General features: G+C 67.1%; 12 protein-coding genes. 3 read left to right on the top strand and 9 right to left on the bottom strand.

From position 1 onward, the window contains the following. Positions 1–16: 16 nt before the first annotated feature. From ACR4XJ_RS12165 to ACR4XJ_RS12205, 9 genes are all read right to left on the bottom strand, one after another. Positions 17–1,264 (bottom strand): efflux RND transporter periplasmic adaptor subunit, encoded by a 1,248-nt coding sequence (locus ACR4XJ_RS12165; RefSeq protein WP_434755445.1) that lies wholly within the window; start codon positions 1,262–1,264, stop codon positions 17–19. 38 nt (positions 1,265–1,302) lie between these two features. After that, positions 1,303–2,919, bottom strand: a complete 1,617-nt coding sequence (locus ACR4XJ_RS12170) for an efflux transporter outer membrane subunit (protein ID WP_434755446.1) — start codon at positions 2,917–2,919, stop codon at positions 1,303–1,305. Between the two features lie 160 nt (positions 2,920–3,079). After that, positions 3,080–3,817, bottom strand: coding sequence for a sulfite exporter TauE/SafE family protein (locus tag ACR4XJ_RS12175; RefSeq protein WP_434755447.1), 738 nt, complete (start codon positions 3,815–3,817; stop codon positions 3,080–3,082). A gap of 225 nt (positions 3,818–4,042) precedes the next feature. Next, a complete protein-coding gene (locus ACR4XJ_RS12180) occupies positions 4,043–5,002 on the bottom strand; it encodes an ABC transporter ATP-binding protein (protein ID WP_434755448.1) in 960 nt (319 codons plus the stop codon). A 10-nt stretch (positions 5,003–5,012) separates the two neighbouring features. Further along, a complete protein-coding gene (locus ACR4XJ_RS12185) occupies positions 5,013–5,822 on the bottom strand; it encodes an ABC transporter permease (protein WP_434755449.1) in 810 nt (269 codons plus the stop codon). A 308-nt stretch (positions 5,823–6,130) separates the two neighbouring features. Next, positions 6,131–6,982: an ABC transporter ATP-binding protein gene (locus ACR4XJ_RS12190; protein WP_434755450.1), complete on the bottom strand. Its 852-nt coding sequence runs from the start codon at positions 6,980–6,982 to the stop codon at positions 6,131–6,133. Continuing rightward, on the bottom strand, positions 6,979–7,854 hold the full coding sequence (locus ACR4XJ_RS12195; protein ID WP_434755451.1) for an ABC transporter permease: 876 nt from the start codon (positions 7,852–7,854) through the stop codon (positions 6,979–6,981). Before ACR4XJ_RS12195 ends, ACR4XJ_RS12190 begins: the two co-directional genes overlap by 4 nt. A 112-nt stretch (positions 7,855–7,966) precedes the next feature. Next, the gene (locus ACR4XJ_RS12200) at positions 7,967–9,091 is read right to left on the bottom strand and encodes an ABC transporter substrate-binding protein (protein ID WP_434755452.1); all 1,125 of its coding nucleotides are present in this window, start codon (positions 9,089–9,091) and stop codon (positions 7,967–7,969) included. A gap of 605 nt (positions 9,092–9,696) precedes the next feature. Then, positions 9,697–10,533, bottom strand: coding sequence for an amidohydrolase family protein (locus ACR4XJ_RS12205; RefSeq protein ID WP_434755453.1), 837 nt, complete (start codon positions 10,531–10,533; stop codon positions 9,697–9,699). A gap of 576 nt (positions 10,534–11,109) precedes the next feature. On the opposite strand from ACR4XJ_RS12205, the gene hpsG reads away from it, so the two are divergent. The 3 genes from hpsG (at position 11,110) to ACR4XJ_RS12220 (ending at position 16,301) form a co-directional block, all read left to right on the top strand. Then, positions 11,110–13,605 carry a (2S)-3-sulfopropanediol dehydratase gene (gene hpsG / locus ACR4XJ_RS12210; RefSeq protein ID WP_434755454.1) on the top strand — a complete coding sequence of 832 codons (2,496 nt, stop codon included), beginning with the start codon at positions 11,110–11,112 and terminating at the stop codon, positions 13,603–13,605. Positions 13,606–13,769: 164 nt separating this feature from the next. After that, on the top strand, positions 13,770–14,699 hold the full coding sequence (gene hpsH / locus ACR4XJ_RS12215; protein WP_434755455.1) for a (2S)-3-sulfopropanediol dehydratase activating enzyme: 930 nt from the start codon (positions 13,770–13,772) through the stop codon (positions 14,697–14,699). Between the two features lie 183 nt (positions 14,700–14,882). After that, a complete protein-coding gene (locus tag ACR4XJ_RS12220) occupies positions 14,883–16,301 on the top strand; it encodes a sigma-54 interaction domain-containing protein (RefSeq protein WP_434755456.1) in 1,419 nt (472 codons plus the stop codon). The last annotated feature ends 37 nt before the right edge of the window (positions 16,302–16,338 follow it).

The following is a 16,338-nucleotide window of genomic DNA, read 5'->3' on the forward strand; positions in this document are numbered from 1 at the left end:
TGGGAGTGTGGTGCCGCTATCCGGCGGGCCTGGCGGCGGGTTTGCCGTCTCCCTTGCCGTCTCCCTTGCCGCCCCCCTTGCCGCCTTGACCCGCGCCGGGGGCCGCCGCGTCGGCCGTCACCGGGTCCACGGTGCTGCCGGGCCGGGCGCGCTGCATGCCGTTGACCACCACGCGGTCTCCCGCCTCCAGCCCCTTTTCCACCACCCGGTAGCCGTCCTGCAACGCGCCCAGCTTCAGCGGGCGCTGTTCGGCCACGTTCTGCGCGTTGACGACCATGACGTACGAGCCGGACTGGTCCTGCCCCAAGGCGCGTTCCGGCACCAGCAGCGCCGCGTCGCGCCTGCCCATGGCCACGCGGATGCGCGCGTACAGGCCGGGCACCAGCCGCCCGCCGGTGTTGGGGAAGATGCCGCGCAGCAGCAGCGTGCCGGTGGACGGGTCCACCGTGGGGTCGGCGTATTCCAGCTTGCCCGCATGGGGAAAGGTTTCCTCGTCGGCCAGGGCCAGTTCCAGGGGCAGTTCCGGCGGCGCCCCGGCCTTGCCGGCCTTGTTGTCCTGGGACGTGTGGCCCATCAGCCGCAGCAGGTCGCGTTCGTTGATGTTGAAGTACACGTGCACCTGGTCGCGGCGCACGATGGTGGCCAGCCGGGTCACCGCGCCGGGGCCCACCACGTTGCCGGGGTCCACCAGGCGGCGGGTCATCTGGCCGTCGAAGGGGGCGGCGATGCGCGTGTAGCCAAGGTCGATGCGGGCCGTTTCGATCTGGGCGCCGGCCCGGCTGATGCCCGCCTTGGAACTGTCCCGCTGCTGCTGCCAGCGCACCACGTCCGCCTCGGACCCGGCCTTCTCGGACAGCAGCTTGCGGCTGCGGGCCAGTTCCGTCTCGGCCCGGTCCAGCGCGGCGCGTTGCACTTCCAGTTCCGCCTCGGCCCGTTGCAGGGCCGCCTGGAACGGTTCCGGCTCGATGAGGAACAGCGGGTCGCCCTTGCGGACCATGGCCCCGTCGCGGAACTGCGCGGTGCGCAGTACGCCGGTGACCCGGGCGGTGATGTCCACCGACTCCACCGGGGCGATGGTGCCGGTGAACTCCATGTACTCGATCACCGGCCCCACCGTGGGCGTCGCCACCGTCACCTTGGGCGGCGGGGGCGGCACGAAGGCGTTGCGCGAATCGCACCCGGCAAGGGAAATGATGGCGAGGACGGAAAGCAGGGCCGGAAACGCCGGGCGGAGAACCTGAAAAACGAGGGGATGGCGCGTCATCGGAATCTCCATGCGAACGGGGTGTGTTCCGTGGGCTTCTAGATATCGGGGGGGCGCACATCGCCCCCCGCGGGCACGTCGCCCTGCTCGCCGGGCAGCGCTCCCCAGTCGGTGCGTGCGCGCATCTCGCGCAGCGTTTCCAGCGGGATGGGCCCGCCCTCGGGCAGGGTGCGCCAGCCGCCGCCCAGCGCCTTGAACACGGCCACCAGGCTCTGGCTGATCTCGCCCCCGGCCTGGGCCAGGGCGTCCTGACGGGTGGAAAGGTCGCGCGCGGCGGTGAGCACCGTGGTGAAGTCGGTGGAGCCTTCCTGATACTGGACCATGGCCAGTTCCAGCGACCGGGCGGCGTCGGCGGCGCTTTCGGCCAGCAGGGCCGCCCTGCCCTGCGCGTTGAGGTAGCGGTCGATGCCGTCCTCTGTTTCGCGCAGGGCGGCCAGCACCGTTTCGCGGTAGGCCGTCAGGGCCTGCTGGAACCGGGCGTCCTGGGCCCGCACGTTGTTCACGATGCGCCCGTAGTTGAACAGCGGCAGGGTAAGGCCGGGACCGCCGTAGGCCGTGAACCCGTGCGAGAAGGTGTCGCCCGTGCTGAAGGCCCCCACGTTGCTGGCGCTGAACCCCACGAAGCCGCCCAGCGAGATGGCCGGATAGAAATCGGCCTTGGCCACGCCCAGCCGGGCGCACTGCCCGGCAGCCGCGTATTCGGCCTTCCGCACGTCGGGGCGGCGGCGCAGCAGGTCGGCGGGAATGCCCAGCGCCACGCCGGGCGGGGCCATGGGAATGGGAGCCAGCCCCAGTTGGCCGGAGATGTCCTGCGGCAGCTTGCCCAGCAGCACGCACAGGGCGTTGCGGGCCTCGCGCAGCGAGTGGGCCAGGCTGGGGATGTAGGCTTCGGTATCGCGCAGCAGCGAAAGGGCCTGGCGCATGTCGCGCTCGCTGGTGGCCCCGTAGTTGAAGCGGGCCGTGGCGATGCGCAGGCTTTCGCGCTGGATGGCCACGTTGTTGTCCGCGATGGCCAGTTGCTGCTGCAACGTGCGGTACAGGACGTAGGCGCGGGCCACCTCGGCCGTCACGGCCACCATGGCCGCCTCGTAGTCGGCCGCGGCGGCGCGCAGGTCGGCGTCGGCCGCCTCCACCCCGCGCCGGTACTTGCCCCAGAAGTCCAGTTCCCACGCGGCGTCCAGCCCCACGCTGGTCTGCACGTAGTCGGGGTTGTTCCTGCCCGTGCCCGGCTGGGGGGCCGTGGGCGCGCGGTCGCTGGGATGGGTCCAGGTCAGGCCGCCGGTGGCCTGCTGGCGCTGCGGGTACAGGTTGCCCACGGCAACACCTAGGCGGGCGCGGGCTTCCAGCACCCGCAGGGCGGCCGCCTGGAGCGACAGGTTGCCGCCACGGGCTTCGGCCACCAAGCTATCCAGGGCGGGGTCTCCGAAGGTGCGCCACCATTCCTCGCTCACCTCGCGGCCGGCGGAGACGCCCGGCGCGGCGGCGTCCTGCCATCCGGCGGGCATGGCGGTGTCCGGCGTGCTGAAGTCGGGCCCCACCCTGGCGCAGGCGAACAGCATGGAAAGTAGGAGCAGAAGCGGCAGGCAACGGAAAACGTCAGGCGCGGCGGGGGCGCATGTCCCCTTGACGAGAGAGCGGGCGGGCGGCAGCGACATGGGCTCTCCTCTTTTTCACGGGGGAGAATGAGAGTTCCACTTCCGTTATCCGCCTGCCCTCGTGCCTGGGCAATTAGATTTTCATAACTCCTTTCATCGCAGGAAAAAATTTTTGGATCTCACACCCGGGACCGGGCACGGCAGCGCACAGTGCGCCGCCTCAGAACCCCAGCCCCTGCCGGACGAGGTTGGCGCCCATGACCAGCAGCATCACGAACAGCGCGCCGTGCAGGTTGCCGTCGGGCAGACGCCTGGACAGGGCGATGCCCGCCCATCCGCCCAGGATGACCGACGGCAGCGAGGCGGCGAACTGCAGCAGCGTTTCCGCCGACTGCACCCCGGCCAGGGTCTGCGCCGCCACGATGATGGTCCCGCTGACGATGAAGAACACGCCCAGCGCGGCCTTGGTTTCCTGCGGGGTGCCCCCCCGGAAGGAAAGGTAGATGGCCAGCGACGGCCCGTTGATGCCGTAGGCCGTGCCCAGGCTGGTGGAAAAGAAGCCGGCCACGGCCGCCCATACGCCATGGAGCGCCCGGCGACTGGGCCGCGAACACAGCAGCCCCCACAGGGCGTAGGCCATGAGCAGCCCACCGAGGCCCAGGCGCAGCCCGGCATCGGGAATGTGGCGCAGCATCAGCACGCCAGCCAATGCTCCCGGCAGCCCCCCCGCCGCAAGCGGCCACACGCCCGCGTCACCGTTCAGGTGGCGCCGGTAGCTCCAGGCCATCTGCACGTTGAGGGCCAGCACGATGAGCCCGGAACTGGGCACCGCCACGGCCATGTCGTTGCCCAGGGCCACCACGGGCAGGGCCACCAGCGCCGCGCCGAAGCCGACGATGTTGTTGATGAAGCCGCCGAGCCACCAGCCCAGCATGGCGATGAGCAGTCCTTCGGTCATGGAGCGCACGTGGCGCAGGGCGTGCGCCGGTTGAAGATGCTGAAGCCGCCAGCCCCCGTGCGGGCAGGCGTCGGGGCAGGCGTCGGGCCATATGGGCGGTTCGCCACGAACGCCCGAAACAGGCCGGGGCGGCCCGCCGCAATGGCCAGGGACCGCCCCCATACTGCCCGATACCGCCCCGTATTGCCAGATGCGGCCGGATACGTCTGCCCGGCTACCGGCCCACTACCGGCCGGACACCGCTCCGTCGGCCCGCGGTTCAGCTGGTACATCCGGAGGGGCCATGTCGTCCAGTCCCAGGCAGGTGGGCTGCGCCTGATCCTGCCCCATCTGGGAACAGGCTTCAAGGAAGTCGGCCGCGTTCACCGCGCCCGAGGCGAACGACTTCATGGCCTCCTCGTGCAGCAGTTCCAGCGCCTCGAACTTGCAGCGCTGGTACTCGGCCGAGGTCATCATGTCGAAGGTGCGCGGCCGGGGCAGGTTCACCTCGATCACCTTCTTCACGCAGGCGGGCCGGTTGGTGAGGATGAGCAGGTTGTCGGCCAGGAAGATGGCCTCTTCCAGTTCCGAGGTCACGAACAGGTTGGTGCCCCGGTGTTCCTCGAACAGCCGGACGTAGTATTCCTGCATCAGGGCGCGGGTCATGGCGTCCAGCCCCCGGAAGGGCTCGTCCATCAGCATGACCTTGGGCCGGTTGATCATGGCCCGCACCAGTTCGGCGCGGCGCTGCATGCCGCCGGAAAGCTGGGCCGGATACTTGTCCTTGAACTCCTTCAGGCCCACCAGTTCCAGCAGCTTCATGGTTTCTTCGGCGTATTCCCGTTCCGGCAGCTTGCGCTGCACGCGGGGGCCGTAGCTGACGTTCTCGAAGGTGGTCATCCACGGGAACAGCGCGGTTTCCTGAAACACCACCAGCCTGTCCGGCCCCGGCCCGGTCACGGGCTGGCCGTCGATAAGCACCTTGCCGGAATCGGGCGTTTCGTAACCCGCCAGCGCGTTGACCAGGGTGCTCTTGCCGCAGCCGGAAGGCCCGATGAGCACGGTGAGCCTGCCCTTTTCGAGCACGAAGGAACAACTGCGCAGCACCTGCTTGCGCAGCGGCCCCACGCCGAAGCCCTTGGCCACGCTCTCCACCACCATTTCACCGGCGCCCATGCCGGGCGCGAGTTGCGTCACGGTATTCATTCGGCCCCTCCTAGAATACCCGCAGCCAAGGCGTCAGCCTGCTGCCGATGAAGCGGATCAGCGCGGACGACATGTAGCCCGCGATGCCGATGCTCATCATGCCGATGACGATCAGCGGGTACTCGCCCGCCACGTAGGCGCGCCACGTCAGAAAGCCCAGGCCGGAACGGCTGGCGATCATCTCTGCCGCCACCACCACCGCCCAGGTGATGCCCATGCCCACGGTCATGCCCACCACGATGCTGGGCAGGGTGGCGGGCAGCATCACCCGCCAGAAGATGTCCGAGCGCGACGAGCCCAGCGAATGGGCCGCGCGGATGTACCGGATGTCGATGCTGCGCGCGCCGCCCACGATGTTCAGCACCACGGTGAAGAACCCGCCCAGGAACACCACGAACATCATGGACATTTCCGACGTGGGCCAGAAGATGACCGACGCGGGCACCCAGGCCAGCGGCGGGATGGGGCGCATGATCTCGAACACCGGGTAGATGAGTTCGCGCGCGGTGCGGTTCATGCCCATCAGCAGCCCCAGCGGAATGCCCAGCACCTGGGCCAGCACGAAGCCGGACAGGATGCGCAGGCAGCTGTCGCGCCACGACAGCCAGTATTCCTGGCTGACCAGTTGCTTGCCCAGCGCCGCCAGCACCGACGAGGGCGCGGGCACGTTGCCGATGATGGGCACGTGCAGCCAGGTGCACAGTTCCCAGACGAGGGTGAACACGACGATGGCGGCGATGCCGCGCGCCGTGGATATGTTGGCGATCTTCCTGCGGCAGCGGGTCCAGTTGAACCCTTGCGCGAGTACGGCTGTGGTCATGATGTGTCTCCGCTGGTGTCCGTGGTGTACGAGGCGTTCCAGGGGCTGTTAACGCCATGAGGATTTTTGTTTTCTGCCAAGGAAGAATGACTTTTTATGGAGGGAGTATGCCTCTACCGTTAGGCGAGCTTGCGAGCCTTACGGTAGAGGACCGCAGCGCGCTCTTATGGTATTCGACCGGAATAAAAAGCCATTCTGACAGCTCTGCTCTCGATGCCCGTAAGGCTCGCAAGCTCGCCCAACGGGCACGCTTTGCGCCCTTCGGGTCGGTCAGGCAGAGAGCAAAAAGACCATGGCGTTAGCAGTTCCTAGGCCATTTCCCGTTCGCCCGCCTTGAACGCCTTCAGGGCTTCCTCGTGCACGGCCTCGATGCATTCCTTCTTCAGCTTGATGTACTTCGACGAGGACAGCACGCGGAAGTCGCGCGGCCTCGGGATGTCCACGTCCAGCACGGTCTTGATGCGGGCCGGGCGCGTGGTCATGATGTACACCTTGGTGCCGAGGAAGATGGCCTCTTCCAGGTCGTGGGTGATGAAGAAGATGGTCTTGTTGCTGCGGTCGTACACGTCGAGCAGGAACTGGTGGACCACCGTCTTGGTCAGGGCGTCCATGGCCCGGAAGGGCTCGTCCAGCAGCAGCACGCTGGGGTCGGTCATCATGGCCCGGGCTATTTCCACCCGGCGGCGCATGCCCGACGATATCTCGCTGGGGTAGTTGCCCTCTATGCCCTGCAAGCCCATCTGGGACAGCAGTTCGCGGGCCTTGTCGCGCGCCTCGCGCTCGGGCATGACGCCCTGCACCACCGGACCGAAGGTCACGTTTTCCAGCACGTTGTACCAGGGGAACAGCGCCCCGTTCTGGAAGACCACGATGCGGTCGGAGCCGGGCGGGGGCGTCTTGCCGGGAGCGCACAGCAGCTTGCCGTCCAGCAGTATTTCGCCGGAGGTGATGCCGTGAAACCCGGCGATGGCGTTGAGCAGCGTGGTCTTGCCGCAGCCCGAGGGGCCCACCACCACGCAAAACTCGCCCGCCGCGATTTCCATGGAGCAGTTGTCCACCGCCAGCACCCTGGCCCCGTCCGGGTCGTACACCTTGGAGACATTGCGGATGCTGATCTGCCCGCGCGGCGCGGGCATGGGAAGCGCTTCTGCCGTGTTCATCGGATTTCCTCCCTGACCTTCCACTGCATCAGCCGGTCGCCCACCATGCGGATCAGCGCGCTGCTCAGCCAGCCGATGACCCCCAGCGTCACCATGGCGATGACGATGACCGGGTATTGCACCATGATGAACGAATTCCAGATCAGGTAGCCTAGGCCGTATTCCCCGGCCAGCATCTCTCCGGCCACCAGCGAGAACCAGGCAAAGCCCATGCTGATCTGAAGCCCCGTGAAGATGAACGGCAGCGCCCCCGGCAGGATGACCTTGAGGAACACGTGGCGGGGCTTCGCGCCCAACGAGTGGGCCGCGCGGAAGTACACCTCGTCGATGGATTCCACGCCCAGCAGGGTGTTCAGCACCGTGGCGAAGAACGACCCCAGGAAGGTCAGGAAGATGATGGACGCCTCGCGCCCCGGCCACATCAGGATGGACAGCGGCACCCACGCCAGCATGGGGATGGGGCGCAACGTCTCCAGCAGCGGGAAGGTGTAGTCCTTGAAGGTCTTCTTCCAGCCCATCATCAGCCCCACGGGCACGCCAAGGAACGTGGCCAGGAAGAAAGCCTGCAACACCCGCCAGATGCTGGTCAGGATGTGCTGGTAGTATTCGGGGGTGTACAGCGAGATGCCGTAGGACGGATCCGGCGACACCCATTCCTCGTATACGCCCACGGGACCCGGCAGCTTGTTGAACCACGGCACCCTCAGTTTTTCGGTCAGCAGGTACCATAGGAAGATGAAGCCGACGATGCCGAGCAGGTTCAGATAGGGGGCGGCGCTTTTCAGCCATTCCCGGAGGCAGAACAGGCTCACCTCCAGGGAACTGGGCGCTGCGTCGTTGCGGGTTGCGGTGGCGGCGCTTGCGGTGCTCACGAATTCCTCCGGCTTGGTTGGCCGCCCGGCCCGACTCCGGGAAGGGGCGGCCCGTCCGGCGGGCGCGGGATGTGCGTCCCACGCCCGCCGCGGGAAGGTGGACCGTCGGTCCTTACTCCTTGAACGGGCTGGCGCTGGCGGGGGCGCCTTCGATCACGCCCAGGGTCACGCTGTCGCTGACCGGGGTGATGCCCGCAGCGGCCACCACGGCGCGGGCCATGGCGTCATCCACGGTGCCTTCGGGGGGCAGGGACTTGATGCGCTTGTCCTTCAGCAGGAAGGGCGCCACCTCGGCGATGTTCTTGCGCTCGCGCTCGTTGAAGTAGAACGACTTCCACTCGCGCACGGTTTCCTTCGAGTCGGCCGGAATCTGCCCGTACAGCGAGTACCACAGCACCGTCTTGGGGATGCCGCTGGCGTGCTTGGAGACCATTTCGATGACGTTGGTCCAGTTGGCGGGGTCCAGCAGGTAGCGCTGGGCTTCCAGTTCGGCGCGCAGGTAGCCCTTGGCCACCTCGGGGTGCTTCTCCATGAAGTCCTTGCGCATGACCAGGATGCCGAGGTCGGGGTTGTCGCAGGCGCGGCCGTCGGCGGCGATGCGCGCCACGCCTTCGCCCACGTCGTCGGCGATGCGGGACAGGGTGGGTTCCCACAGCGAGGCGGCGTCGATCTTGCCGATGCGGAAGTTGGTGCCGATGACCTCGATGGACTGGTTGAGGTATTCCTTCGGCTTCACGTTGTACTTTTCGAAGAAGCGCATCAGGTACTGGTCGGATGCGCTGCCCTTGGGCGCGGCAATGACCTTGCCGTCCATCCAGCGGGCCAGGGCCTCGACGGATTCGAAGCGGGGGGCGTCCTTGCGGACCAGGACCAGCGAGCAGCGGGTGCCCTCGGACATGCCGAGGGTGGCCACCATCTTGATCTCGGCCTGCTCGGGCTTGGAGCACAGGATGGTGGCGGGCATCACGCTCATGTAGCCGATGTGCGCCTTGTCGGCCAACATGTTGTTGGCCACCACGGTGCCTTGCAGCGCGCCCTGGAACTCGATTTCGGTGCCCTGCGGCACGTACTTCTTCCACAGGCCGAGTTCCGCGTTGACGATGGCCTGGTAGGAAATGGTGTCATAAGGCTGGTAGCCCACCACGAATTTCTCGGCCATTGCCGTGGAGGCAAGGGACAGCGTGAGCAGGGTGAGCAGAGTAAGGCCCGTGATGAAACGCCATGGCAGTCTTCGCATCGTGTTTCTCCTGCGGTCCGGGGTGTTCGGGTTGGTCCGGCGGATCAGGGTGTCTCCCGCCGGGGTCCGTTCCATTTCCAGTACAGTTCAGGGGTTCCCCCCTGTTCAGAACGTAGATTCGTCCGGGGCGCGGTTCGCGCGAGGCTGGCAGCCCCTGCCGACCGCAAAGCAAGTACGATACCAAAGCGAGTTACAACACATTTCATCGGAGCATATTGTTCCCTTTCGACACAATCACCGGGATTGTCCCCCCGCCCGACGCGGCACAGGTTGCATTTTTGTGCGCCCCCCTCAATCCGGAACGTGCCAATCCGCATTTTATTCCTTATTTTACAGTGTGTTATGGCAATACGTTCCACAAGTGCAACCATGTTGCAGAAATGCAACCGATTTTCCGACCATGCACATGTTCGTACGGCACACGCGGCCACGTGGAACTCCGACAAGAAAAGCCATCAATACCGAAGCATTGATGGCTGCAATGACGCCCCGGAGGCCGGAAAGCGACCTGTCGCTCACAACGACAGATCGATTTGAGAAAATTTTAACGCTTTCATCCCTGATTCCGCCATGTCACCGGGCCGGATGCGGCCCGCCCCCCGGCCTCACGACGTCTCGCCCAGAACACGCAACGCGTTGCGGTACATCACCTTTTCCCGCACTTCGTCGGACAGGTCCATGCGGGCGTAGATATCCAGCGCATCCGCCTGTTCGATGAACGGATGCGCGCTGGCGAACACCACCTTGTCGGGAATCAGGGTGTTCATGGCCTGCACGTAAGCCTCGGCCATGGGCGCCAGTTCGTACTCCGAACAGTCCATGTACACGTTGGCGTTGCGCAGGCAGGCGAAGATGGCCTCGTTCACGAAGGGATAGCCGCCGTGGCTCATGACGATGCGCAGTTCCGGAAAATCGCGGGCCACCACGTCCACGTGGCGCGGGTCGGTGTGGCCCATCACCGCGCCGGGCACCTGCGGCGGCGGGGCCGTGGTGATGACCACCGGAATGCCCAGGTCGCAGCAGGCCGCGTACACCGGGTAGTAGCGCGCCTCGTCGGGCCTCAGGTGCGCCAGATACGGATCGATGGCGGCCCCGCGCATGCCCAGGTCCGCCACCGCGTGGCGCAGCTCGCGCACGGCGGCCATGCCCTTGTGCGGGTCCACACCCCAGAAGCCGATGAACCGCTCCGGATGCGCCCGGACGAAGGCCAGCACGCTCCCGTTGTTGGACGGGGAACCGTAGGTGGTCTCGCTGTCGCGGCCGGTGATCACGCAGCGTTCCACGCCGCGCGCCTCCAGAGCCGCCACTATGTCCTCCAGCGGCTGGGGCTTGCGCCGCTCGAAGCCGATGGCCGCGCAGGCGGCCCTGAACATGTTGCTGGTGGCGATGCCGGTGATGGTTTCCGGGGTGTTGGGGCGGAAGCGGAAATCGATGACGGGCATGGAGGCTCCTGGGGTAAGGGGTGGTGCGCCCCGAAAAGCAAGAGACATGCCGCCCCGGCTGCGCGATGCGAGGCGCCTCCGGAGCCCCCCCGTGCTGTCGCATGTTGCCGCATGTTGCCGCATGTTGCGCCGGTTGCACCATGTTGCGCCCGCGCATCATGCCGGATACCCGCGCAACCCCCTGTTTCCATTCATCCGGTGCGGGCATGTTACGGGAATGCAACATGCCCGCGCCTGCCACCCGGCCGGACTACGGCCCGCGCGCGGCCTTCTCCGGCGCGTCAACAGGTGCCAGCCCGCGCCAACGGCCCGTCCGCATTGCCCATTCCCTGTCCGCCCGCCGCCCCTCGCGTCCTCCCGCCGCCTTGGCACGGTCGGTGCAATGTGCGCGGCGACGCCACCGGACAAGAGCGCCGGTACACGCCCGGAAGGGACGCCGCCCCACATCCAGCCTGCGCATGGACGGGCACCGCGTCCAGGGCGCCCGGCGAGGGATATTTTTCTGCCACCGGCCGCCGTCCGCCGCATGGGGACGGCCAGCCGAGACAACATCAAAACGGATCAGAGGTGAGCGAGATGCGCAATCCCGAATGCTGCGAGGTCATGACCCCGCACGAACAGCGCCTGTACGACAAGATGGAAGGCAAGGAGGACCGCTTCCGCGCCGGGCACCGGCGGGTGTTCACCATCCTCGAATCCTTCGAGGGGCTGCGCCCGCGCATCGACGTGGAACGCGCCAGGTACTTCACCCGGTCCATGCGCGCCACAGAGGGCCAGCCGCTGGTGCTGCGCTGGGCGAAAGCCATGCTGCACGTGGCCGAGAACATCACCGTGTACATCGACGACCACCAGTTGCTGGCGGGCCGCGCCGGTGCGCAGGGCCGCTACGGCATCCTGTACCCGGAACTGGACGGCGACTTCCTGGGGCTGGCCATCGAAGACCTGCCCAAGCGCGTGGAATCGCCCTTCACCATCACGCCGGAGGACGCCCGGGTGGTGGTGGACGAAATCGCCCCGTTCTGGAAGGGCCGCACCTACCACGAACACCTGAACATGGCCCTGCCCGCCGAGGTGCACAAGCTGACCTACGACGACCCCGACGGGCTGCACTCGCGGTTCATCGTCAACGAGACCTCGTCGTTCCGCTCGTCCATCCAGTGGGTGCACGACTATGAAAAGGTGCTGCAAAAGGGCTTCGGCGGCCTGAAGCGGGAAGCGCTGGACAAGCTGGCCGCCCTGGACCCGCTGAGCCCCGCCGACAACTGCGAGAAGCGACCCTTCCTGGAAGCCGTGACCATCGTGTGCGACGCCGTGGTCACCTGGGCCCGGCGGCACGCCGACCTGGCCCGCGAAAAGGCGGCGGCGGAAACCGACCCCGCCCGCAAGGCCGAACTGCTGGCCATGGCCGACATCTGCCAACGGGTGCCCGAACACCCCGCCCGCACCTTCCGCGAGGCGGTGCAGGCGCAGTGGTTCACCCAGATGTTCTCGCGCATGGAGCAGAAGACCGGCACCATCGTCTCCAACGGGCGCATGGACCAGTACTTCTTCCCGTTCTACGAGAAGGACATGGCCGAAGGCCGCCTGACCGAGGACGCCGCCCTCGAACTCATCGAGTGCATGTGGGTGGGCATGGCCCAGTTCATCGACCTGTACATCTCGCCCACCGGCGGGGCCTTCAACGAAGGCTACGCCCACTGGGAGGCGGTGACCGTGGGCGGCCAGACCCCCGACGGCAGCGACGCCACCAACGACCTGACCTACCTGTTCCTGAAGTCCAAGCGCGAATTCCCGCTGCACTACCCCGACCTTGCGGCGCGCATCCACTCCCGCGCCCCGGAACGCTACCTGTGGGAAGTGGCGGAAACCATCAAGGACGGCTCGGGCTTTCCCAAGCTGATCAACGACGAGGAAATCATCCCCCTCTACGTCTCCAAGGGGGCCACCTTCGAGGAGGCGTACGACTACGCCGTGTCGGGCTGCACCGAGGCGCGCATGCCCAACCGCGACACCTACACCTCCGGCGGGGCGTACATCAACTTCGCCGCGGCGCTGGAAATGGTGCTCTACAACGGCCGCATGAAGAAGTACGGCGACGCGGACCTTGGCGAGCACACCGGCGACCCGCGCAACTTCAGGACCTGGGACGACCTGTGGAACGCCTACGTGGCCCAGCACAGGCTGTTCCTGAAGACGGCCTTCATGCAGCAGCACATCATCAACAACCTGCGCGCCCGCCACTTCGCGCAGCCCATGGGCTCGACCCTGCACGACCTGTGCATGAAGCACTGCCTTGACCTGCACACCCCGCAGATTCCCGAGGGCATCAACCTCGGCTACTTCGAGTACATCGGCTACGGCACCGTGGTGGATTCGCTGGCGGCCCTGAAGAAGGTGGTGTTCGAGGACGGCGCCCTGACCATGGCCCAGGTCGTCGAGGCCCTGGAATGCAACTTCGAGGGCAAGGAGGACGTGCGCCAGATCCTGCGCAACGCCCCCTGCTACGGCAACAACGACGACTACGCCGACGCCATCGCCCGCGACATCGACCTGCTGTCCGTGGAATACGGGGCCCGCTACTCGAAAGACCTCGGCATGCACAACGACGTGCGCTACGTGCCGTTCACCTCGCACGTGCCGTTCGGCAAGGTGGTCAGCGCCACCCCCAACGGGCGCAAGGCGTGGACCCCGCTGTCCGACGGCTCGTCCGCCTCGCACGGGGCCGACGTCAACGGCCCCACGGCGGTGCTGCTGTCCAACTTCCACTCCAAGAACTACGGCTACCGGGCGCGCGCGGCGCGCATGCTGAACATCAAGTTCACGCCCAAGTGCCTGGAAGGCGACGACGGCACCCAGAAGCTGGTCTCGTTCATCCGCACCTTCTGCGACCTGAAGCTGTGGCACGTGCAGTTCAACGTCATCAACCGCGAAACCCTGCTGGCCGCCCAGCGCGACCCCGAAAAGTACCGCAACCTCATCGTGCGCATCGCCGGGTACAGCGCCTACTTCGTGGACCTGTCGCCCGACCTGCAGAACGACCTCATCGCCCGTACCGAACACGGCGCCATGTAGTCCGCGACGCCGGCGGGCCGGGCCCGCCGGCCACGGGGCGCCCCTTCCGGGAGGCACGGAAGGGGCGCCCGCCCAGGCGCGCCGACCGCCCAAATGCAGCCGCGCCGAATCACGCACAGCACGCAGCACGCCAACCCCGCACGCCGGGCGCACCGGATTTCCGCATGACCCCCACGGACGACAACAACGCCACCGGCATCGTCTTCAACATCCAGAAATACTCCGTGCACGACGGGCCGGGCATCCGCACCGTGGTGTTCCTGAAGGGATGCCCGCTGCGCTGCCACTGGTGCTCCAACCCCGAATCGCAGGCCGCGCGCATCCAGCTGGCCTACAACCAGGGGCGGTGCCTGGGGCTTTCCCACTGCGTGCGCTGCGTGGAGATGTGCTTTTCCGGCGCCATCTCGCGCGGGGAGGACGACCGCATCGTCATCGACCGGGCCCTGTGCGTGGAATGCACTCGCGACTGTACCTCGGTCTGTCCCTCCAACGCGCTGATCACCTACGGCGCGCGGCGCACCGTGGCCGACGTGCTGCGCACCGTGGAGCAGGACAGCCCGTTCTACGCCCGCTCGGGCGGCGGCATGACCCTTTCCGGCGGCGAACCGCTGTTGCAGGAAGACTTCGCCCTGGCCCTGCTGCGCGAGGCGCGCAAGCGCCGCATCGGCGCGGCCGTGGAAACCTGCGGCCATGCCCGGTGGGAAGCGCTGGACGCGGCCTGCCGCCTTTCGCGCACCCTGCTGTTCGACCTCAAGCACATGGACCCGGCACGGCACGAGGAAGGCACGGGCGTCGCCAACGACCTGATCCTGGAAAACTTCCGCCGGGTCATGGAACACCATCCCAAACTGCACGTGATGGTGCGCACGCCGGTCATCCCCGGCTTCAACGACGGGGATGCGGACATCGAGGCCATCCTCGACTTTCTCGCGCCGTACCCCCACGTGGAATACCACCTACTGCCCTACCACCGGCTGGGCACCCAGAAGTACCATTTCCTCGGGCGCGAAGCCCCCATGGGCGAAGCGAGACTGGACGAGGCGCGCATGTCGGGACTGCTGCGCCTGGTGGCCGCCCGCCGGGGGCGGAGCTAGGCCCTCGCGGCTGCGGCAGCCGACGGCGTCTTGCACGCCCCCGCGTCCTGCCGTACGGTTGCCGCAGCCCCGTTCCGCCACGGTGTCCGCCACACGGCAATGGACGCACGGCAATGGGGCATGCGGCGTCTTCCGTTCCCGCCCGCGCACCGCCGCATCCCGCCAGGGGGCCAAGGCCGCACCATGGAAAAGATACTCAAGCATTTCAAAAGCATCATCGACATATTCAGCGACGGCATCTACATCTCTGACCGCGACGGCACCACCCTGCTGGTCAACCGGATGTACGAGCAGCTGACCGGCCTGCGGCAGCAAGACCTGCGCGGCCGCAACGTCAACGCACTGGTGGAGGAAGGGGTTTTCGACCGCATCGTCAACCCCGAGATCGTGCGCTCCAGGCGCCCGTCCACCTCGGTGCAGAACGTGCGCGGCGAGAAGAAGATCATCCTGCGCGGCTACCCGGTGCTGGACGAGGCGGGCGAGGTGTGCCTGGTGGTCACCTTCGCGCGGGACATCACCATGATCACCCAGTTCCGCGACCAGATCGCCCAGCAGAAGCAGCTCATCGACGAATTCCACGAACGTCTGGAAAGCATGATCCAGACCAACGCCTCGCCCACGCACCCCATCTTCCGCAGCGAGTCCATGCTCTCGCTAGTGGCCCGGCTGCAACGCGTGGCGGGCACCGACGCCACGCTCCTGCTGCTGGGCGAAACCGGGGTCGGCAAGGACGTGCTGGCCCGCCTGGCGCACGAGCACAGCCCCCGCAGCGAACGCATGTTCCTGAAGGTGGACTGTGGCAGCATCGCGCCGAACCTCATCGAGTCGGAACTGTTCGGGTACGTGCCGGGGGCGTTTTCCGGCGCCAACGCCAAGGGCAAGGCCGGATACTTCGAGATGGCCGACGGCGGCACGGTGTTCCTGGACGAGATAGGCGAGTTGCCCCTGCCCATGCAGACCAAGCTGCTGCGCGTGCTCCAGGACCAGGAGGTGACCCGGGTGGGCGCCACCCAGCCGCGCAAGGTGGACGTGCGCATCATCGCCGCCACCAACCGCGACCTGGACGACGACGTGCGCACCGGCAAGTTCCGCAGCGACCTGTTCTACCGCCTGAGCGTGGCCGTGTTGCAGATTCCGCCGCTGCGCGAACGGCGCGAGGACATCGCCCCGCTGGCCCGGCACTTTCTGGAGCGCTACGCCACCAAGTACCGGCGGTCCATGGAAATCGCCGAATCGACGCTGGAGGCGCTGGAAAACTACCGCTGGCCCGGCAACGTGCGCGAGATGCAGAACTTCATCCAGAGCATGGTGGTCACCGGAGACCGGCCCACCATCACCTGCGCCGACCTGCCCCCGCACATGGCCGAGGCCTGCCGCCCCGGCCACGCCTACACCATGCCGGAAATGCAGGCGCCGCGCGCCCTGCGCGAGATCATGGACGAGATCGAGCGCGAAATCCTGGAACGGGCCATCGCCCGGCACGGCTCGGTGAACAAGGTGGCGCGCATGTTCAAGGTCAGCCGCACCACCATCTTCCGCAAGCTGCGCGAACAGCGCCCCGACGACGAGAGGGACGGGACGGACGGCCAGCCCGGCCGCTGAGGGGGCGCACGGCGCGCACGGTGCCGGACCACGGTTC

The sequence above is a fragment of the Nitratidesulfovibrio sp. D1 genome (assembly GCF_051133415.1).
In the GTDB taxonomy this organism is placed as follows: Bacteria; Desulfobacterota; Desulfovibrionia; order Desulfovibrionales; family Desulfovibrionaceae; genus Cupidesulfovibrio.